An 18,798-nucleotide genomic window follows, 5' to 3' on the forward strand; every position below is an offset into this window, starting at 1 on the left:
CAGCAAGATAAAGCAATTTAGACGCTTAGCCACACGCTACGATAAGCTAGACCGCACGTTTGACTCCTTTATCTGTCTGCGAGTTATGACGCTTTACCTTAATTGAGAACAGCTCCTAGGGCAGGGGCAAACCCCGGCCCGATAAGCCGTTTGTGCGTTTCCAGGCCGTGAAGGCCATTTCCGATTTACCGGACAGCGTTTTGGATGCGTCCGACGGCGTTTTGGACGCATCCAACGCGCTGTCGGACGCATCGGAAGCTCTGTCCTACGCAGAGCAAGCTCTGTCCTACGCGTAGGAAGCTCTGTCCTACGCGTAGGAAGCTCTGTCCTACGCATCGGAAGCTCTGTCCGGTGCGACGAAGACGCCAACCAACGCACCGAAGACGCCTTCCGGTGCGTCGAAAACGGTAACCAACGCACCGAAGACGCCTTCCGGTAAAGCGAAAGCGCTGTTCGCTGCGTCGAAAATGATAGCCTGGGCAACGTAGGCTCGGGAAGAGCAAGCCGGCGGCGGCACCGTTGCCTCGCTTCCTGATACAAATCAAGCGGGCGGCTAACCGGCGTCATGCGATGCGCGGGGGGCGTGGGGGACCTTTGGGACATTCTTTACTTAGTCAGTCCCCTCCATGCAAGCCGCAACACCGCTACCGCCGGCCGCGCCCGACTCCGTCCTGGTTCATCCTGACCAGGAGCGGGCCGTGGACACCTTCTTTTATGACAACCGGATTGTCCGCGACTTTGGCCTGGCCACGGTGTTCTGGGGCATTGCCGGGATGTTGGTGGGCATCATGGCCGCCTTCCAGCTGGCCCAGCCCGATGTCAACCTGCACACCTCCTTTACCACCTTCGGGCGCATCCGGCCGCTGCACACCAACGCCGTGATTTTTGCCTTCGTGGGTAACGGTATTTTCATGGGCGTTTACTACTCGCTGCAACGCCTGTGCAAGACGCCCATGTACTCCAAGGCCCTGAGCAAGCTCCACTTCTGGGGCTGGCAGCTCGTTATCCTGAGCGCGCTCATCTCCCTGCCCATGGGCTTCACCACCAGCAAGGAGTACGCCGAGCTGGAGTGGCCCATCGACATCCTCATCACTATTATCTGGGTGGTGTTCGGCTGGAACATGTTCGGCACGATTGCCAGGCGGCGCGAGCGGCACCTGTACGTGGGCATCTGGTTCTACATCGCCACCTTCCTGACGGTGGCCGTGCTGCACATCGTCAACTCGATGGCCATTCCGGTGAGCTTCATGAAGAGCTACTCGGCCTACGCCGGCGTGCAGGATGCGCTGGTGCAGTGGTGGTACGGCCACAACGCCGTGGCCTTCTTCCTGACCACCCCCTACCTGGGCCTGATGTACTACTTCCTGCCCAAGGCCGCCGGCCGGCCGGTGTACTCGTACCGCCTGAGCATTATCCACTTCTGGTCCTTGATTTTCATCTACATCTGGGCCGGTCCGCACCACCTGCTCTACACCTCGCTGCCCGACTGGGCGCAAAGCCTGGGCGTGGCCTTTAGCGTGATGCTGCTCGCGCCCAGCTGGGGCGGCATGATCAACGGCCTGCTGACCCTGCGCGGGGCCTGGGACAAAGTGCGGGAGGAGCCGGTGCTCAAGTTCCTGGTGGTGGCCATCACGGCCTACGGCATGGCCACCTTCGAGGGCCCGATGCTGAGCCTGAAGAACGTGAACGCCATTGCCCACTTTACCGACTGGATTGTAGCGCACGTGCACGTAGGCGCTTTGGGCTGGAACGGCTTCCTCACGTTTGCCATGCTCTACTGGCTGTGGCCGCGCCTCTACCGCACGCCGCTGCACTCGAAGAAGCTGGCTAACCTGCACTTCCTGATTGGTACGCTGGGCATCCTGTTCTACGCCATTCCGATGTACTGGGCCGGCTTCACGCAGGGCCTGATGTGGAAGCAGTTCAACGCCGAGGGGATGCTGCAGTACCCCAACTTCCTCGAAACCGTGCTCCAGATTGTGCCCATGTACTACCTGCGCGGTATCGGTGGCATCCTGTACCTGAGCGGCGTGTTCCTGATGGTGTACAACCTGGTGAAGACCGCCAAAGCCGGCTCGCTGCTGGCCGAGGAGAAGGCCCAGGCCGCCCCGCTGCTGCCCGCCGACCAGGACCCCCACGCCAACGAAGGCCACTGGCACCGCTGGATTGAGCGTCGCCCCTTCCAGATGGCCATCTGGGCCACCGTGGCCATTGCCATCGGCGGCGCCGTGGAGATGGTGCCCACCTTCCTCATCAAGAGCAACGTGCCCACCATTGCGGCCGTGAAGCCCTACTCGGCACTGGAGCTGCAGGGCCGCGACCTCTACATCAAGGAGGGCTGCTCGAACTGCCACACCCAGATGGTGCGCCCGTTCCGCTCCGAAACCGAGCGCTACGGCGAGTACAGCAAGGCCGGTGAGTTTGTGTACGACCGTCCCTTCCTGTGGGGCAGCAAGCGCACCGGCCCCGACCTGCACCGCCTCGGCGGCAAGTACCCGCACTCCTGGCACTACAACCACATGCTCGACCCCACCAGCATGTCGCCCGGCTCCATCATGCCGCCCTACCCGTGGCTGTATGAGAACGAGACGGACTACGCCGAACTGCCGGCCAAAATCAGGGCGCTGCAGAAGCTGGGCACGCCTTACCGCGCCGGCTACGATAAGCAGGCCGAAGCCGACGCCCGCCGCCAGGCCGACCAGATTGCGGCGGACCTGAAGAAAGAGGACATCGACGTGAAATCGGACAAGGAGATTGTGGCCCTCATTGCCTACCTGCAGCGCCTCGGCACCGACATCAAGGTGAAGCCCGTCGCCGAAACGGCCGGCCAGTAAGCCGGAGCGGCCCCCCGGCCAAGGCACAAGAGCTTAGAAGAACGTCATTCAGAGCGCAGCGAAGAATCTCGCTTGAAGCTATTGAACAATCAGCAGTGCAACGAGTCCGAGCGAGATTCTTCGTCCCTGGCTCAATGCGCCACATGCTCTGAATGACGCCCCTTCAGCCCCCAAGTCCCTCAGTTCCCTAACACCCCCTTCGTCATGCATAAAGAAGTGTTGCGTTCGATTGCCGGCATCGAGATATACCCGCTTATCTCGTTCGTCATATTCTTCCTGTTCTTCCTCGGCCTGCTCGTGTACGTGCTCATCGCCAACCGCCAGCACCTGCACGATATGAGCCAGATGCCCCTGCGCCCCGACGCGGCCGACGCCGCCACCGACGAGGCCGAAGCCGCTGCCTTTTACAACGCCAAGCCATGGTAACCTGCCCGCTCCTGACCGCCGCCGGCCCCCGCCGCGCGCTGCTGCTCGCCGCCGGCCTGCTGGCCACCCTGCCCGCCGCCGCCCAAACGGCCCCGGCCGCCCCCGCCGCCGCCGCTACTGGCCCCAACGTGCTGCTGTGGCTGCTGCTGGCCGGCCTGGGCGTGGTGGGCGTGATGCTCATCATGACTGTTGGCTCGGCCGCCTCGGCCATGCGCTGGCAAGCCGAACAGGCCGAAACCGAAGCCGCCGCTGCGGCTCCGGCCAGCGCCCCGGCCGTAGGGCTGGCCCCCCCAGCTGCTCCGGTAGTGGCCGCGCCGGCGCCGGCCGCCGTGCCCGTTCATTCATTCGAAGTCGAGGAACCTGTTTTATGCTAACGCTCTTTTCTCTGCGCCGGGCGCTGCTGCCGGCTGCCCTGCTAGCCCCCGCCCTGGCCGCCGTTGCCCAGGATGCCGCGCCGGCCGCCGATGCGGCTGCGGCAGCCGCCCCCACCGCCGCAGTTTCGGGCGGCCAACTGATGCTGTTCTGGTTTCTGCTGGCTACGCTGGCGCTGGTGCTGCTCGTGTTCGGTTTGCTCTTCGTCTTGATTGTGGTCAAGATGAAGCCCCAGCTGCGCGCCCTCTACCACCTGCCCACGGTGCACGACACCTGGAGCGGCAAGGTGCTGGGCCTGCTCGTGGGCGACGCCGCCCTGATCACCGGCAAAGACAAGGACGAGCTGATGGGCCACGCCTACGACGGCATCACCGAGTACGACAACGACCTGCCGCCGTGGTGGAAGTACGGCTTCTACTTCACCATCGTGTTTGCCATCGGCTACATGGTGTTCTACCACGTTACCTATACCGGCGATTTGCAGCTGGCCGAGTACGAAACCGAGATGCAGCAGGCCGCCCTGCTCGTATCGGCCGACGACAACGACCCCAACAAGCTCACCACCTACACCGCCCTCACCGCGGGCCCCGACCTGGAAGCTGGCAAGGCCCTGTTCGTGACCAACTGCGCGGCCTGTCACGGCACCGAGGGCGAGGGCAAAGTAGGCCCCAACCTGACGGACGACTACTGGCTGCACGGCGGCGACATCAACCAGGTGTATAAAACCATCAAGTTCGGTGTCACCAGCAAAGGCATGGTGGCCTGGAAGGGCAAGCTCTCGGGCAAGCAGATGCTCCAGGTAGCCTCCTACATCGAATCCATCCGCGGCACCAACCCGCCCAACGCCAAAGAGCCCCAGGGCGAGAAGGAAGCCCGCGCGATAACAGCTGTTAGCCATTAGCTGCTAGCTCTTCTCTTGAGAGAAAACGCCCCCCAATCCCTTTAAGTCTGCACTGATTGCAGTCAGTCCTGTTCAGCTGCCAGCTCGAAAAAGCTAACAGCTAACAGCTTTCAGCTAACAGCTCAAAAGCCATGTCCACCGCTCCTTATCAACCCGACGACTCGTTCCGCGACTCCATCTCGACGGTGGATGCCGAGGGCAAGCGCGTGTGGCTGTACCCCAAAAAGCCCAGCGGCCGCCTCTACGAGGCCCGCAAATGGATCAGCTACGGCCTGCTGGCGCTGCTGTTTGGCGGCCCCTGGCTGCGCATTAAGGGCCTGCCAGTGCTGATGCTCAACTTCCCCGAGCGGAAGTTCATCATCTTCGGCCAGATCTTCTGGCCCCAGGATTTCTTTATCCTGCTGATTGCGGCTATGGCCTTCGTGCTGTTCATCTACCTGTTCACCATCGTGTACGGGCGGGTGTTCTGCGGCTGGGTGTGCCCCCAGACCATCTTCATGGAGATGGTGTTCCGGCGCATCGAGTACTGGATTGAAGGCGACGCGCCCCAGCAAAAGGCCCTCGACCGCCGGCCGCTCGACTGGGACAAGCTCTGGCGCAAAACGGCCAAGCACGTCATCTTCCTGGCCCTGTCGTTCCTGATTGCCAACACGTTCCTGGCCTACATCATCGGCACCGAGGCGCTCATCCAGATCATCACCGACCCGATAACGGCCCACCTGGGCGGCCTCTCGTCAATGGTGCTGTTCACGGGCGTGTTCTACTGGGTGTTTGCCCGCTTCCGCGAGCAGGTGTGCACCATTGCCTGCCCCTACGGCCGCCTGCAGGGCGTGTTGCTCGATAAAGACAGCCTCGTGGTAGCCTATGACTATCAGCGCGGCGAGCCCCGCGCCAAGCTGCGCAAAAACGAGGAGCGCCTCGCCGGCGACTGCATCGACTGCCACCAGTGCGTGCAGGTGTGCCCCACCGGCATCGACATCCGCAACGGTGCCCAGCAGCTGGAATGCACTAACTGCACCGCCTGCATCGACGCCTGCAACAACATCATGGAGCTGGTGAACCTGCCGCCCAACCTCATCCGCCACGCCTCGGAAAACGACATTGCCCGCGGCACCAAGTTCCGCCTCACCGGCCGCATGAAGGCCCTTTCGGGCGTGCTGGGCGTGCTGACTATTGCGCTGGGCTTCCTGCTGCTTTCGCGCTCCAACGTGGCGGCCACGGTGCTGCGCACGCCGGGCCAGCTCTACCAGAAAACCGAGCAGGGCACCATCCGCAACCTTTACAACATCTCGGTCATCAACAAAACCAACCAGCCCTACCCGATTTCGCTGCGGGTGCTGGAGCCAGCCGGCGGCACGCTCACGGTGGTGGGCGCCCCCGAAACCGGCCTGCGCCTGCCCGCCCAGGGCCTCACCGAAAGCGTGTTTTTCGTGGAGCTGCCCCGCGCCGCCCTGCACGAAACCAACCAGCCCCTGCGCATCGGCATCTACAGCGGCGACGAGCTCATCGCCGAAACCAGCACCAAGTTCCTGGGCCCGGTACAGTGAGATGGTGATTTGGTGGCTTGGTGATTTGGTGAAAAGAACGGGTCATGCGGAGCGGAGTCGAAGCAGCTCTACCGCTTCGTTGCAGGCGCCTCGCCTCACCCCCCGGCCCCCTCTCCAGGGGGAGAGGGGGAGCCAGACGACAGAGTTAGCGTTGCCCGCGAGATGCTTCGGCTTCGCTCCGCATGACACCGTTCTTTTTTCAAATACCTACTACCCTATACTCTTTATTCCTATGTCCCAGCATTCCACTTCCCCCAGCCTCATGGCGCAGCAAAAGACTTCCTACTGGCCCTACTACATCATTGCCACCTTCGTGCTGTTTGCCGGCTATATCGGCTACATGGTGCAGCAGGCCATGCGCACCAGCGTGGATCTGGTGAGTGCCGACTACTACCAGCAGGAGCTGCGCCACGGCCAGCGCATGGAGGCCGTGGCCCGCGCCAACGCCCTGCCCGCCCCGGTGCAGGTGGCGCTGGATGCCGCCGCGCACCGCCTCACGCTGGAGCTGCCCGCTTCGTTGCGCGGCCAGGCCGTGGAAGGCACGCTGCAGTTCTTCCGCCCCTCCAACCAGCAGCTCGATTTCACGCTGCCCTTCCAACCCACCGGCGAGCCGGCCCGCCAGCAGCTCAACACCAGCCGCCTGGCCCCCGGCCTCTGGCGCCTGCGCGTGCAGTTCACCGCCAACAATCAGCCCTATTTCCTGGAAGAAGTGCTGTCGATTGAGGAGTAGGAGCAGGGATTGAAAAGAACGGTGTCATGCTGAGCGAAGCCGGAGACGCAGTCGAAGCATCTCTACCGCTTCGTTGCGGACGGCAGAATTAGCACTGCACGCGAGATGCTTCGACTGCGGCTCCGCCTTCGCTCAGCATGACCGCTCAGCATGACAGGCCCTTAGAACATTAACTCACCATCTCACCAAATCACCACCTCACCGCATGCTCTGGGCCGGGTTCTTATTCGGGTTGATTGGCAGCTTCCACTGCGTGGGCATGTGCGGGGCCATTGCGCTGGCGTTGCCGGGCGCGGGGCAGTCGCGCGGGCGCTACGTGCTGGGGCGGGTGCTCTACAACCTGGGCCGGGTGACGACTTACGCCACGCTGGGGGCAGTGGCCGGGGGGCTGGGGCAGGGTCTGCAGCTGGCCGGCTGGCAGCAAAGCCTGTCGCTACTCTCGGGCCTGCTGATTCTGGTACTGGTAGTGACGCCCGAGCAGTATTTAGGCCGCGCCGCCGGGGCGCTAGGCCTTGCGCCGGTGCTGGCCCAGGTGAAAAACCGGCTGGCGTATTTCTACCAAAAGCCCACGCTGGGCGCGCTGTACACCACCGGCCTGCTCAACGGCCTGCTGCCCTGCGGGCTGGTGTACCTGGCCCTGGCCGGGGCCCTGAGTGCGCCCGGAATGGCGGGCGGCGCGGCCTATATGGCTTTGTTCGGGCTGGGTACGCTGCCGCTCATGCTGGCCCTCTCGCTCACCGGCCAGCTCGTGCCGCTGGTGTGGCGCGGGCGGCTGCGGCGGGCCGTGCCGGTGCTGGCGCTGGGCCTGGCCGCCCTGTTCATCGTGCGCGGCCTCGGGCTGGGCATCCCGTACCTGAGCCCGCAACTGCCCGCCGCCACGGCCGCGGCCGCCCCCGCCGAGCGGCCCGCTACCACCGTCACCATCTGCCACTGATTTCATTCCCTGATTCATTCCTGATGCTGCGCTGGCCGCTGGTGGCCGCGCTTTCTCATCAGTCCTTCTCCTCTCTCCCACGCATCCTTTCCCGCCAGCCCATGAAAACCCTGCTTGTTTCCCTCGACCACACTGCCGCCGCCGAGCATACCCTCGCCTACGCCAACAAGCTGGCCGTGCGCTGGCCCGCCGAAATCGTGCTGCTCTACTGCCACCCCGCACCCGCCGAGGCCCAGTCGGCCACCACTACGGCCAGCGTGCTGGCCGCCGAAGAGCAGCGCCTGCGGAGCCTGGTCGAGCGCCTGCGCTACCAGCAGCTCACCCGCCAGGACGGCCGCCGCATCCGCTACCGCTACCGCCTGCACAGCGGCTGCCTCCACGATTACGTGCGCGCCGAAGCTGCCCGCTGCGCGGCTGACATGCTGGTGATGGGCCTTGAGCACGTGGACTGCGGCCGCGCCGAAGCCCCCGGCAACCACGCCGCCGCCATCCGCGAGCTGGTCGATTGCCCGGTGCTGATTGTGCCGCCGGGCCGCCGCTCGTTGCCCAACCGCCTGGTTTTCGCCGCCGATTTCAGCGCCCTGCCGCTGGCCGTGCTGCCCCGCGCTTCGGCTTTGGCCGAGGCCTTCCCGGCCCCGCTGGAGTTGGTGCAGTTCTATGCGCCGCAGGAGCGAAGCCGCCGCCGCGCCCTGCAGCTGGCGCTGGGCCGCGCCGCCGCCCAGCTCACCTGGCCGGCCATCAATCGCCACCTGCTCGAAGACGACGCCCCGCTGGAAGGCACCGGCGACTTCTGCGCCCGCACCCAGGCCCAGCTGCTGCTGATTGCGCCCGCCAGTCAGGCCGAGCTGCTGCGCTACTTCGATGCCTGCTACACGGCCACCCGCGCCTACCACACCTGCATCCCGGTGCTGGTGCTGCCTGCCACCGCGCCGGCCGCCGCCGTCACCTGCTGCGACAAATGCGCCGAGCGCCTCGCCCCAACTGAGGCTCAAACGCCCCGCACGCTGGCCGGGCTGTAGAGACGCGACCCATCGCGACTCATGGTTGCTGACGTTGGCTAATTGATTGCCAGCCGTTCTGCGGCCGGTCGTTCAACGACGAGACGCGAATACGCGTCTCTACACCGGCCTTTTATCACCCAAAAACAGTACGCTATGTCAACCCTCACCACTTCCGCCCACGACCTTATTCCGGCCCGCACTACGGTGGAAAGCTGGATGCGCGAATTCCAGAACTGGCTGTGCCGACAGCTTGAAATGGCCGATGGCGGCGCCACTTTCCGGCAGGATGCCTGGGAGCACGCGGGCGGTGGCGGGGGCCTGACCCGCGTTATCAGCAACGGCGACGTGCTGGAAAAGGGCGGCGTGAACTTCTCGGCCGTGTCGGGCCGCATGAGCGACGCGGCGGCCCGGCAGCTGCTCATGCCCGACCCCGGCTACTTTGCCACCGGCGTGAGCGTGGTGCAGCACCCGCGCAGCCCGCTGGTGCCCATTTCGCACATGAACGTGCGGTATTTCGAGGCCGGCAACGGCGAGGCCTGGTTCGGCGGCGGGCTCGATTTGACGCCCATTTACGTGGAGGAGGCCCAGGCCCGCTGGTTTCACGAACAAATCAAAATCAGCTGCGACCGGCATGATGCCAGCTACTACCCGCGCTTCAAGCAGTGGGCCGACGAGTACTTCTTTCTGCCCCACCGCCAGGAAACCCGCGGCGTGGGCGGCATCTTCTTCGACCGCCTTACCGTGGGCCGCGACGGCTCGTTCGAGGAGCTGTTTGCCTTCGTGCAGGACGTGGGCGAGGTGTACGGCCGCACCTACGCCGAGCTGATGCGCCTAAACCGCGACCAGCCCCACACCGAAACCCAGAAGCAGTGGCAGCTGGTGCGCCGCGGCCGCTACGCCGAGTTCAACCTGGCCATCGACCGGGGTACCAAGTTCGGCCTCGAAACCGGCGGCCGCACCGAAAGCATCCTCATGAGCCTGCCGCCCCAGTGCGAGTGGCACTACGATTTCCAAATAGCCCCCAACTCGCCCGAAGCCGCCACCCAGGCCTTGCTCCGCAAGGATGTGGCGTGGGTGTAGGGGCTGTTCGGCTGTCGGACAAAAAAGAACGTGTCATGCTGAGCGAAGGCGGAGCCGTAGTCGAAGCATCTNNAGATGCTTCGACTACGGCTCCGGCGTCGCTCAGCATGACAGTCAATTTAGTCTCAATCTCCCCCTTTCCATCCCCTATTTCCCCCGACTTCTCAACCCATATTCATGCGCTTTCCTCTGCTACTCCCGGCTCTGGCTGCTTTCTTGCTGACTGCCTGCGGCGACACGAAAAACCCTAACGGCATGCCCGACGAGCCCCGCGCCACGGGCCAGGAGGCCCAGGTGCTGACCTCGGCCGACGTGCCCGACCCCGACCCGGCCACTGCCGGGACCGAAAAAGCCGTGCTGCCCGCCGATACCAGCGTGGCCGGCGCCTGGGTGATTCTGGAAGGCAGCCTGCGCGGCCACGATGCCGAAACCTTCAACCAGCTCATCGACCCCGAGTACGGCCTTTGGCTGCTGGAGCAGTCGGGCGGTAAACCCGTTATTACCCGTGTGGCCGACGTGAAAAAACTGCTCACCCAAACCGATAAGCCGCTGTTCAGCCTCGATAAGAAACTTATGGACTGCCCCACGCCCCAGGTGGTGGAGCGCCTGCCCGAGCCCAGCTGCCCAGCCGGCACTTTCGCCCAAAAAGGCTGCTTCAACGGCCCCTCTACCCAGTTCCGGGCTCAGGATTTCTGGCAGACGGCTACGCTAAACCAAGCCACCCGCAACCAGGCCCAGGCCGCGGTAGGCCGTTGCGTGCGCGGCGTGCTGCAAACCAGTACCGGCTACCAGTTTCACTTCTCCAAATCGGCCGGGGCTGGGGGCCGCTGGCGCATCGTGTTCATCGACCTGCGCGGCGCCTGCCCGAAGTAGAGCTGCAAGCCACAAGCCTCAAGCAGCAAGCTGACCGGTGGCTGTCATCTTGAGCAAAGCGAAGGACCTTATCCCGTTAAAACGAGTCGTTGTTACGATATCGTTTTAACGGGATAAGGTCCTTCGCTTTGCTCAAGATGACGTTTTTCAGCTAACAGCTAACAGCTAACAGCTAACAGTTCAGGACACCTGCGCCTCGGCCAGGGCCGGGTAGTCGGTGTAGCCCTGGTGCAGGCCCTCGGGGCCGGGACCGTAGTAAGTAGCCTGGTCGCCCTCGGCCAACTCGGCACCAGCCTCCATGCGCTCCACCAGGTCGGGGTTGCTGATGAAAGGACGGCCAAATGCCACGAGGTCGGCGCGGCCCTTCTGCAGCTCCTCCTGGGCCTTAGCTGCGTCGTAGGCGCTGCTCAGGATGAGCGTATTGGTGAAGGCGCGGCGCATAATCCCCACGGTGTCGGCCGAGGCGGCCGGGGCCTTGATGGTTTCGGGGTTGATGAGGTGCAGGTACACCAGGTTGCGGCGCTGCAGTTCGGTGGCCAGGTACTCGTAGAAGTCGTTGACACCCTCGTAGGCGCCCATGTCGTTGAACGTGCCCCAGGGCGAGAGCCGGATGCCGGTGCGCTCGGCCCCGATGGCGGCGATGGTAGCATCGGCCACTTCCAGCACGAAGCGGGCCCGGTTCTCGGGTGAGCCACCGTACTCGTCGGTGCGCTGGTTGGTGTTGGGATTGAGGAACTGCTCCAGCAGGTAGCCGTTGGCCGCGTGTAGCTCCACACCATCAAAACCGGCTTCTTCCACGGCCAGCTTGGCAGCTTTGGCAAAGTCCTGAATTACCTGCTTCACCTCGGCGGTGGTCAGGGCGCGGGGCTCGGGGTGGGGCAGCATCTGCTGCTGGTCGGTCCACATTTCGCCACCGGCCTTTACGGCCGAAGGAGCCACCACCTCCGCCCCTTCGGGCAGGTTCAGGCTGTGGCTGATACGGCCGGTATGCATAAACTGCACAAAAATGCGGCCTTCGCGGGCATGCACTGCGTCGGTCACCAGCTTCCAGCCGGCCGCCTGCTCGGCATTGAACAGACCCGGAATGCGGGCGTAGCCCAAACCATTGGCATTCGGGGCCGTGCCCTCGGCAATGATGAGGCCGGCCGAAGCGCGCTGTGCGTAATACTCGGCTACCAGCGGGCCGGGCACGTTGCCCAGCGAGCGGGCGCGCGTCATGGGGGCCATTACTACCTTGTTGCGAAGCGTAAGCGGGCCGAGCTGGGCCGAGGAAAAGAGCGTGTCAGACATGAATGCAAAAATGATGTAGATACATTGATTGGTCTTTAAGCGTATCTACTCGCAAAAGGTTTGCTGTCCTGTTAAAAAAAGTGTCGGCGCGCCACAAAAAAACCTTCACCCCAATTGGAGCGAAGGTTTTACTGGTACGTTTTCCGTTCAGCAACTCGAATTTATGCGAGCCGAACTGCAAATAACGGGTAACGAAAAAGGAGCTTAAGCGGCCTGGAAGCGCTTGTTCACTTCGTCCCAGTTGATGAGGTTGTAGAAAGCGGCCACGTAGTCGGGGCGCTTGTTCTGGTACTTGAGGTAGTAGGCGTGCTCCCACACATCGAGGCCCAGTACGGGGGTACCTTTGCAGCCGGCATCGGGCATCAGGGGGTTGTCCTGGTTGGGCGTCGAGCAGATTGTCAGCGAGCCGTTGGATTCTTTGCAGAGCCAGGCCCAGCCCGAGCCGAAGCGCGTGCCGGCGGCCTTGGTGAATTCTTCCTTGAACTTCTCGTAGGAGCCAAACGACTTGGTAATGGCCTCGGCTACGGCGCCGGTGGGCTCGCCGCCGCCATTGGGGCTCAGCACCTGCCAGAACAGGGAGTGGTTCCAGTGGCCGCCGCCGTTGTTGCGCACGGCCGTAGGGGCGGCGGCAATGTTGTGCATCAAATCATCCAGGCTCTTACCTTCCATGTCAGTGCCGGCAATGGCATTGTTGAGGTTGGTAACGTAGGCCTGGTGGTGCTTGCCGTGGTGAATCTGCATGGTTTGCGCATCAATGTGCGGCTCCAGTGCATCGAAAGCATACGGAAGGGCGGGCAGTTCGAAAGCCATAGTAGAAAGGGGTTAAGGGTTGGAATTTAGTAGTGAGTAGTTGGTATTGAGTAGTGAGACGATGTTTGTTTTGTCCTGATGGGTTATCTGAACATCATCTCACTACTCAATACCAGCTACTCTATACTACCTATATACAACCCCAGCGCGGGGGCCAGGGTTACGGCAGCGGACTAAAAGTAGCCTATTTCCGCTTCTGAGCGAAAAATTCCCGCATCAGTTCCTCGCTTTCGGCGGCCAAAATGCCGCTTACCACTTCGGCCTTGGGGTGCAGCAGCCGGCCGTGGCGGCGGTAGCCGAATTTGGGCTCGGGGGCCCCAAACACTACCCGCCGCACCTGGGCCCAGGCGCTGGCCCCGGCGCACATCACGCAGGGCTCCACCGTCACGTACAGCGTGCATTCCTGCAGGTACTTGTTGCCGAGGTGGTTGGCGGCGGCCGTCAGGGCCAGCATTTCGGCGTGGGCCGTTACGTCCTGCAGGCGCTCGGTCTGGTTGTAAGCGCGGGCGATAATGCGCTTGTCGAGCACTACCACGGCCCCAATCGGAATTTCATCCTCGGCCAGCGCATAACGCGCCTGCTTGAGCGCCTCCCGCATATACTGCTCGTCGGAATGCAGAGAAAGGGTCATTTCTAAAGGCTAAGGAACGGAATAGGGGTGGGGCTTGTCCCCGCCCGCCGTTGAACGATTATCGTTGAACAAATGCCGTTGCAGCGGTGCGAACGGCGGGCGGGGACAAGCCCCGCCCCTACGGCTTACTTCATCATAATACTCTCCATGGCAGCCTGTGCGATGGGCTGCCATTTGGCCTGCTCGCTGGCAGGCGCGTCAAAGGTGAACACGTACAGCTGCTCGGCTTCGATGGCGTACTGCACCAACTGGTACTTGCGAATAGGGGCCAGGGTGCCGCCACCGCGGCGGTTGTCCGTAACCGTCGAAACAAACTCCAGCATCACGAAGTCGCGCTTGTTTACGGTGTGGATGTCTTCGCGCAGAAATTGCACCTTGCCGTACATGTTCTGGATGCTGGCCTTGTAAATCTTGAGCAGCATGCCATAGTCGCGGTTGCTGAAGTTGGTGGGCTTCTGGCTGACGCTCAGGCCTACCTGGCCATTAGGGCTCGTGAAAACGGCCAGTGGGCGGCGCTGGGCCGGGTATTTGGCCGCAATGCCCTCGTCGGGTAGGGGCGCGAAACCATCGGGTACGCCCATCGTCAGGTTTTTAGCAATGGTTGTTTTTTTGAGGCCAGGACCCGCAAAGGCCAGTAGGCCGAACAGCAGCCCCAGCAACGGCACAAAGCGAAAAAAACGGGAAGCAGAATTCATAGCAGAAAGAAGAAGGAGGCCGGCCCGACCGGGCCCACCAGAAATGCAAAGCTCCGAAGCCCAAACGACTTCGGAGCCTTAAACAGTTGCCCGGCCCGCCGAAAAGCGCGGTCCACTTGGGCTATTAGCGCCGCTTTTTGCGGGCTACAGGTGCGGCGGGATACTTTACCATCACCTTTTTCCAGTACACGTAGTTGCCCGTTTTGGCCTCTACCAGGTAGCTGCCGGCCGGAATTCGGCCCAGATCCACGGGCGCGCCAGTGTTGTTCTGCGGATCGAGCGCGGTGGCATAAATGGCCTGCTTCTTATAGTTGGTTACCGTGAGCGTGCCGGGCTGCGTGAACTGCTGGGTGAAGCTGAGCATGATGCTTTTGCCGCCCGAAGCCGGGAAAATGTCAATGCCCGACAGCGTTTCCACCCGCCGGATAGGCCCGTCGAGCACGAGCGGCTCCACGTCGGTTTTGGTCTTTACCTCGGTGCCGTTGGCGGCCTTGGTTTTGGTCTTGATTTTGGTCGCCGTCTGGGCCTGCACGGTGGAGAAGGCAAGCAGCGAAGCGGCGAAAGCGAGTAGAAATGGGCGTTGCATGGCAGAGAAAATCGGGAGTGGAAGTTGAGCTGCCGAAGCTAATACAGAAGTCAGGCCAAGTTTTTAGCTGCAAGCGACAAGCCTTAAGCGGCAAGCTAATGTTGAACGTCAGCTTGCCGCTTGAAGCTTGTCGCTTGCAGCTTACTTAAAACTCATTTCTTCACCACCACCGCCTTCACGTTATCATCCGGGGTGCGGTCGATAAGCAGGTTGTAAGGGTCGATGCCGGCTTTCTCGGGTTTTGAGGGCACGATGACGCTCAGGCGGGTTATGCCGTTTTTAAAACGGCGCTTCTGGCGGTACAGGGGTACATCCTGCCACTGGCCATTTACTTTCGTGCGGCCCAGTACGGCCACATCAATCAGGTCGTTGAGGCGCTTGGCGGGCGTTTCGTTGCCGGCGCTGTCGGCGTACACTTTCTTCGCGCTCAGCACCATATCTACCCGGTAGCGGCCGTCGGGGAGCTTGGTGGCCGTTACCGAATCGGCCTTGTTCTCATACAGCGCAATACGCTCGAACATATCGGTGAGTAAGTACTGCAGCGAGTCGGGCGTGGCCTGGCGCAGGTTGCGCAGCAAATCGAGCGAGGTGGTGTAGGGCGGCTGCTGGAACTTCACTTCCTGCAGATACTGGCTCAGGGCCTCGTTCACCTTGTCTTCGCCGAGGTAGTTGGCCAGCGCGTACATCACCACCGAACCTTTGCGGTAGTGGATGTACTGCTGGTTTTCGACGCGGTAGAGCGGCTGCTCGGCAATGCGCTCGGTGGAGCGGCCCGTCAGGTAGCTGTCCAGCTCGTACTTAAGAAACTTGCGCATGCGCTCGGGCCCATACTTCTGCTTCATCACCATCAGGGCCGAGTACTGCGAGAGGGTTTCCGACATCATCGTGCTGCCCTGGGCCGCTGCCCCAATTACCTGATGGGCCCACCACTGGTGCGCTACCTCGTGGGCCGTCACGTAGTAGGGGTAGTCCACGTCCTTGGGGTCGGTGGTATCGACTTTGGCAATGAAACCGATGTTTTCGGAGAACGGAATGGTATTCGGAAACGCCTGCGCGAAGGCCGAATAACCCGGAAACTCGATGATGCGCAGCTGTCGGTGCTGGTAGGGCCCGAAGTTTTTGGTGTAGTAGCTCAGCGCGTCCTGCACGCCGCGCACCATGCGGCCCAGGTTGTACTCGTGGCCTGGCTGGTAGTAAATCGTAATATCAACGCCCTGCCACTTGGCCTTGCGCTCGGCGTAGCGCGCCGACTGGAACGAGTAGAAGTTGAGAATCGGGGCGTCCATGGCGTAGCGAAAGTAGCGGCGGCCGTTTTCGGTCCACTCTTTCTGCAGGTAGCCGGGGGCCAAAGCCAGCTGGTCGGGCACGGTGCTTACCGTGGCAGCAAAGCGCACCCAGTCGGCGTCGGCGGCAATGTAGGTGTTGGTGCGGGCCGTCGTGTCTTCGAGGCGGGCCATGCGCGGCTTGGGCTTCAGGCCGAACTTTTTGCGGGCGCTGGGCTCGCTCAGCTCGGCGTTTTCGCTGTAGCCGATGTGGGGCAGGTTGCCATTGTTGACGAACGTGCCGTTGGCCACAATGCCGGTGCGGCCGGTGCGCTGCTCGAAGCCGGGCGCATCAAAATACAGGTCGAAATTTAGGGCCAGCGAGTCGCCGGGGGCCAGCGGGCGGGCCAGGCGCTGCACGTAGAAACCCATGGCCGAGTCGGCCAGCACGGTGGTGGTGCCGGTGCCGAGCTGCATGCTGCGCACCTTCACATCCTCGTTCGAGGGCAGGTTGAGCACCACGGTATCGAGGGGTTGGCTCGTTTTATTGCGCAGCCAGTACTGGCCCCGCACCCGCGACTCCTGCCGGTTCGGAAACAAATCCACATTCACATCCACGGCCACAATGCGGGGCTGAGGCGTGCGTCGGAAGCGGCCGTAGTTCTTTTCGTAATCAACGGTGAGCTGCTGCCGGGCCTTGCTACCGCGGAAAGTATTGAGCACGTTGGTGTTGTAGAAAATCCAGCCGCCCACCAGTACAAAGCCCAGCAGGGCCACGGCCAGCGCCGCCCGGGCCGGACCCGAAAAGCGGCGGCCGGCCAGGTGCTGGCGGGTGCGCCAGTCGGTTTCGGTGCCGCGCACCCACAGCAGGTTGGCGGCTACGGCCAAAGCCACGGCCAGCAGCGCCCAGTACAGCTTAAACCACAGGAAAGGCCCCACAAAATGGCCGAAGCCGTTCATGTCGGAGTAGCTGATGCCGGAGTCGCCGCCGTAAATCAGCAGGTTGTGCTCCAGGCCCAACTGCCCGGCGAAGAGCGTAAACACGAAGTACAGCACCATCACGAAATGGCCCAGGTACTTGTTGTTGACTACTACCTGCACTACCACGGCCAGCACCACCAGCAGCCAGTAGTCGATGAGCTTCAGGCCAAACAGCCAGCGCAGGTACAGCCCGATTTCGAGGTTGAAGTAGCCGGAAGCCACCTGCACCACGATGCCAAACACCATCACAACGAGCAGCAGCACCACGGGCACCAGCAGTAGGGCCGTGAGCTTGCTGGCAAACGGCACCCAGTTGGGTATCGGCAGCGCATCGTGGAGCTGGTTGAGGCGGGCGTCGCGCTCCTTCCACACCAGCTCGCCGGCGTAAAACGTCACAATAGCCAGCACAAACAGCGAGAACGAGCCCGACAGAATCTCAATCACCTGGGCCGTAATCGGGAAGGTGGTCGTGTCGTAAATCTTGCCAATCTGCAGCGCCGCCGCCAGCAGAAACGCCAGTCCGGCCACCACAATGGCAATAAAGTAGGGGCTGCGCAGCACGTCGCGCAGACTCAGCCAAGTCAGGCGCAGGTATTGATTGAAATACTGGGTAAAGCCGAAGTGCTGCTCCACGGCCGGCAGCGCTACGGCCACCGGGGCCGGCGCCACCACGCCTAGCGCCGTTTTTGCGGCGGCGGCACGCCGTGGGGCGGCGCTGCCCGTGGCGCCCTGCGCAAAGCGGAAGCGCAGGTAGCAGAAGCCCACCAGCAGCAGGCCCACACTCATCCATAGCAGCCGATTGAGGCCCAACAACCCGGTGGGCCAGATGAGGCGCACGTTCTTCTCCACGGGCGTCCAGTACTTGGTCAGCAGCTGGGTGGCGCCGCTGCCCAGCGGGTCGAGCAGCGAGGCAACAGTCTGGTTATCGAGGTCGGAGAGCTGGGCCTGGGCCGCAATGTAGAGCACCAGAAATACGATGCTGCCCACGTAGGTGCTCAGCGCCTGGCGCGTGAGGGTGGCCAGCGCGAAGAAGATAGCGCCCGTCAGCAGCACGTTGGGCAGCACGAAGGTCAGGTAAGGAACCAGGTAGTAGCTGAGGTGAAATTCGCCCAGCCGGTCGGCCGGAATACCCGGAAACAGCGCCCCGATCAACTGACCCAGCGCAATGCCGCCCATCATCAGCAGCGTAATCACCAGTGTACCAAAAAACCGCCCGCCCAGGTAGCCCCATTTGCTGATGGGCGCGGTGTACAGCAGCGGGTGCATCTGCGAGTCGAAGTCGCGTAGCACGGCTGGCCCGAACATGGCCGACACCAGCAGAATACCGGGCAGCAGCGTGAGGGCGTTGGTGAGGCCGTTAATAGTAAAGGGCGAGTTCAGGTGCACCTTGCCGCTGCCCACCACCGCCGTCAGGCTTTCAAAAAAGCCACCGGTTACCAGCGTAAACAGCAGCGCCAGCACCAGTAGAATGCCGAAATAAATGTAGGTAGCCGGCCGCCGCAGCCGGTACCAGAGTTCAAACTTGAATATCTGTAGAAACATTTTGGGAGAAGCTAGGAGCCAAGGAAGCCAGGAGTTAGAAGGGAAGAAGGAACGATGTAGGGGCGGGGCTTGCCCCCGCCCGCCATTCGCGCCGTTTCAACGTTAGTCGCCCAACGGCGGGGCGGGGCAAGCCCCGCCCCCCCCCCGTGCTTTCACCTTGGCCCCCCCTGTTTCGGCCTGGGGAATGGGGGGGAAAAAACCGCCTTCCCCCCGGGGTTTCCCCCAATAGCAGTCGGGGCCGGGCGGGGGGGGGGCCCCCCCAGCCCCACGGGCGGGCGGCCAAAAATCGGGGGGGGATAGAGC

16 protein-coding genes are annotated in these 18,798 nt (G+C 62.7%); 10 read left to right on the forward strand and 6 right to left on the reverse strand.

The window, feature by feature from the left end:
• Positions 1-626 precede the first annotated feature (626 nt).
• The 10 genes from ccoN (at position 627) to J7E24_RS13795 (ending at position 10,698) form a co-directional block, all read left to right on the forward strand.
• Entirely contained in the window at positions 627-2,834 is a 2,208-nt protein-coding gene (gene ccoN, locus J7E24_RS13750; protein WP_251047203.1) for a cytochrome-c oxidase, cbb3-type subunit I, read from the forward strand.
• Positions 2,835-3,038: 204 nt separating this feature from the next.
• On the forward strand, positions 3,039-3,260 hold the full coding sequence (locus J7E24_RS13755; RefSeq protein ID WP_019947385.1) for a hypothetical protein: 222 nt from the start codon (positions 3,039-3,041) through the stop codon (positions 3,258-3,260).
• A complete protein-coding gene (locus tag J7E24_RS13760) occupies positions 3,254-3,634 on the forward strand; it encodes a hypothetical protein (RefSeq protein WP_215138729.1) in 381 nt (126 codons plus the stop codon). The genes J7E24_RS13755 and J7E24_RS13760 overlap by 7 nt, the downstream gene beginning before the upstream one ends.
• Positions 3,628-4,533 carry a cbb3-type cytochrome c oxidase N-terminal domain-containing protein gene (locus J7E24_RS13765; protein ID WP_215138730.1) on the forward strand — a complete coding sequence of 302 codons (906 nt, stop codon included), beginning with the start codon at positions 3,628-3,630 and terminating at the stop codon, positions 4,531-4,533. The genes J7E24_RS13760 and J7E24_RS13765 overlap by 7 nt, the downstream gene beginning before the upstream one ends.
• A 131-nt stretch (positions 4,534-4,664) precedes the next feature.
• Complete coding sequence (gene ccoG / locus J7E24_RS13770; RefSeq protein ID WP_215138731.1) at positions 4,665-6,080, forward strand: cytochrome c oxidase accessory protein CcoG; 1,416 nt, start codon at positions 4,665-4,667, stop codon at positions 6,078-6,080.
• Positions 6,081-6,312: 232 nt separating this feature from the next.
• Positions 6,313-6,810 carry a FixH family protein gene (locus J7E24_RS13775; RefSeq protein ID WP_215138732.1) on the forward strand — a complete coding sequence of 166 codons (498 nt, stop codon included), beginning with the start codon at positions 6,313-6,315 and terminating at the stop codon, positions 6,808-6,810.
• A gap of 205 nt (positions 6,811-7,015) precedes the next feature.
• Complete coding sequence (locus J7E24_RS13780; protein ID WP_215138733.1) at positions 7,016-7,744, forward strand: sulfite exporter TauE/SafE family protein; 729 nt, start codon at positions 7,016-7,018, stop codon at positions 7,742-7,744.
• 101 nt (positions 7,745-7,845) lie between these two features.
• Positions 7,846-8,763, forward strand: coding sequence for a universal stress protein (locus tag J7E24_RS13785; protein ID WP_215138734.1), 918 nt, complete (start codon positions 7,846-7,848; stop codon positions 8,761-8,763).
• A 135-nt stretch (positions 8,764-8,898) separates the two neighbouring features.
• Positions 8,899-9,825 carry an oxygen-dependent coproporphyrinogen oxidase gene (gene hemF, locus J7E24_RS13790; protein WP_215138735.1) on the forward strand — a complete coding sequence of 309 codons (927 nt, stop codon included), beginning with the start codon at positions 8,899-8,901 and terminating at the stop codon, positions 9,823-9,825.
• A 177-nt stretch (positions 9,826-10,002) separates the two neighbouring features.
• Positions 10,003-10,698 carry a hypothetical protein gene (locus J7E24_RS13795; RefSeq protein ID WP_215138736.1) on the forward strand — a complete coding sequence of 232 codons (696 nt, stop codon included), beginning with the start codon at positions 10,003-10,005 and terminating at the stop codon, positions 10,696-10,698.
• A 180-nt stretch (positions 10,699-10,878) separates the two neighbouring features.
• Here J7E24_RS13795 and J7E24_RS13800 read toward each other — a convergent pair whose 3' ends face one another.
• From J7E24_RS13800 to J7E24_RS13825, 6 genes are all read right to left on the reverse strand, one after another.
• Positions 10,879-11,988 (reverse strand): alkene reductase, encoded by a 1,110-nt coding sequence (locus tag J7E24_RS13800; protein ID WP_215138737.1) that lies wholly within the window; start codon positions 11,986-11,988, stop codon positions 10,879-10,881.
• A gap of 204 nt (positions 11,989-12,192) precedes the next feature.
• Positions 12,193-12,798 carry a superoxide dismutase gene (locus J7E24_RS13805; protein ID WP_215138738.1) on the reverse strand — a complete coding sequence of 202 codons (606 nt, stop codon included), beginning with the start codon at positions 12,796-12,798 and terminating at the stop codon, positions 12,193-12,195.
• 184 nt (positions 12,799-12,982) lie between these two features.
• Positions 12,983-13,429 (reverse strand): nucleoside deaminase, encoded by a 447-nt coding sequence (locus tag J7E24_RS13810; RefSeq protein ID WP_215138739.1) that lies wholly within the window; start codon positions 13,427-13,429, stop codon positions 12,983-12,985.
• Positions 13,430-13,554: 125 nt separating this feature from the next.
• Complete coding sequence (locus J7E24_RS13815) at positions 13,555-14,124, reverse strand: hypothetical protein (RefSeq protein WP_215138740.1); 570 nt, start codon at positions 14,122-14,124, stop codon at positions 13,555-13,557.
• A gap of 124 nt (positions 14,125-14,248) precedes the next feature.
• A complete protein-coding gene (locus tag J7E24_RS13820; RefSeq protein WP_215138741.1) occupies positions 14,249-14,710 on the reverse strand; it encodes a hypothetical protein in 462 nt (153 codons plus the stop codon).
• Between the two features lie 152 nt (positions 14,711-14,862).
• The gene (locus tag J7E24_RS13825) at positions 14,863-18,495 is read right to left on the reverse strand and encodes an ABC transporter permease/M1 family aminopeptidase (RefSeq protein ID WP_215138742.1); all 3,633 of its coding nucleotides are present in this window, start codon (positions 18,493-18,495) and stop codon (positions 14,863-14,865) included.
• Positions 18,496-18,798: the final 303 nt, after the last annotated feature.

Origin of the sequence: Hymenobacter sp. ISL-91 (assembly GCF_018613725.1) — a bacterium.
Taxonomy (GTDB): Bacteria; Bacteroidota; Bacteroidia; order Cytophagales; family Hymenobacteraceae; genus Hymenobacter.

Excerpts from the sequence above, each read along its gene's own strand:
- J7E24_RS13825 (WP_215138742.1), bottom strand. The coding sequence starts at position 18,495 with ATGTTTCTACAGATATTCAAGTTTGAACTCTGGTACCGGCTGCGGCGG.
- J7E24_RS13780 (WP_215138733.1), top strand. The coding sequence starts at position 7,016 with ATGCTCTGGGCCGGGTTCTTATTCGGGTTGATTGGCAGCTTCCACTGC.
- J7E24_RS13810 (WP_215138739.1), bottom strand. The coding sequence starts at position 13,429 with ATGACCCTTTCTCTGCATTCCGACGAGCAGTATATGCGGGAGGCGCTC.
- hemF (WP_215138735.1), top strand. The coding sequence starts at position 8,899 with ATGTCAACCCTCACCACTTCCGCCCACGACCTTATTCCGGCCCGCACT.
- J7E24_RS13785 (WP_215138734.1), top strand. The coding sequence starts at position 7,846 with ATGAAAACCCTGCTTGTTTCCCTCGACCACACTGCCGCCGCCGAGCAT.
- ccoG (WP_215138731.1), top strand. The coding sequence starts at position 4,665 with ATGTCCACCGCTCCTTATCAACCCGACGACTCGTTCCGCGACTCCATC.
- J7E24_RS13775 (WP_215138732.1), top strand. The coding sequence starts at position 6,313 with ATGTCCCAGCATTCCACTTCCCCCAGCCTCATGGCGCAGCAAAAGACT.
- J7E24_RS13755 (WP_019947385.1), top strand. The coding sequence starts at position 3,039 with ATGCATAAAGAAGTGTTGCGTTCGATTGCCGGCATCGAGATATACCCG.
- J7E24_RS13815 (WP_215138740.1), bottom strand. The coding sequence starts at position 14,124 with ATGAATTCTGCTTCCCGTTTTTTTCGCTTTGTGCCGTTGCTGGGGCTG.
- ccoN (WP_251047203.1), top strand. The coding sequence starts at position 627 with ATGCAAGCCGCAACACCGCTACCGCCGGCCGCGCCCGACTCCGTCCTG.
- J7E24_RS13800 (WP_215138737.1), bottom strand. The coding sequence starts at position 11,988 with ATGTCTGACACGCTCTTTTCCTCGGCCCAGCTCGGCCCGCTTACGCTT.
- J7E24_RS13765 (WP_215138730.1), top strand. The coding sequence starts at position 3,628 with ATGCTAACGCTCTTTTCTCTGCGCCGGGCGCTGCTGCCGGCTGCCCTG.
- J7E24_RS13760 (WP_215138729.1), top strand. The coding sequence starts at position 3,254 with ATGGTAACCTGCCCGCTCCTGACCGCCGCCGGCCCCCGCCGCGCGCTG.
- J7E24_RS13795 (WP_215138736.1), top strand. The coding sequence starts at position 10,003 with ATGCGCTTTCCTCTGCTACTCCCGGCTCTGGCTGCTTTCTTGCTGACT.
- J7E24_RS13820 (WP_215138741.1), bottom strand. The coding sequence starts at position 14,710 with ATGCAACGCCCATTTCTACTCGCTTTCGCCGCTTCGCTGCTTGCCTTC.
- J7E24_RS13805 (WP_215138738.1), bottom strand. The coding sequence starts at position 12,798 with ATGGCTTTCGAACTGCCCGCCCTTCCGTATGCTTTCGATGCACTGGAG.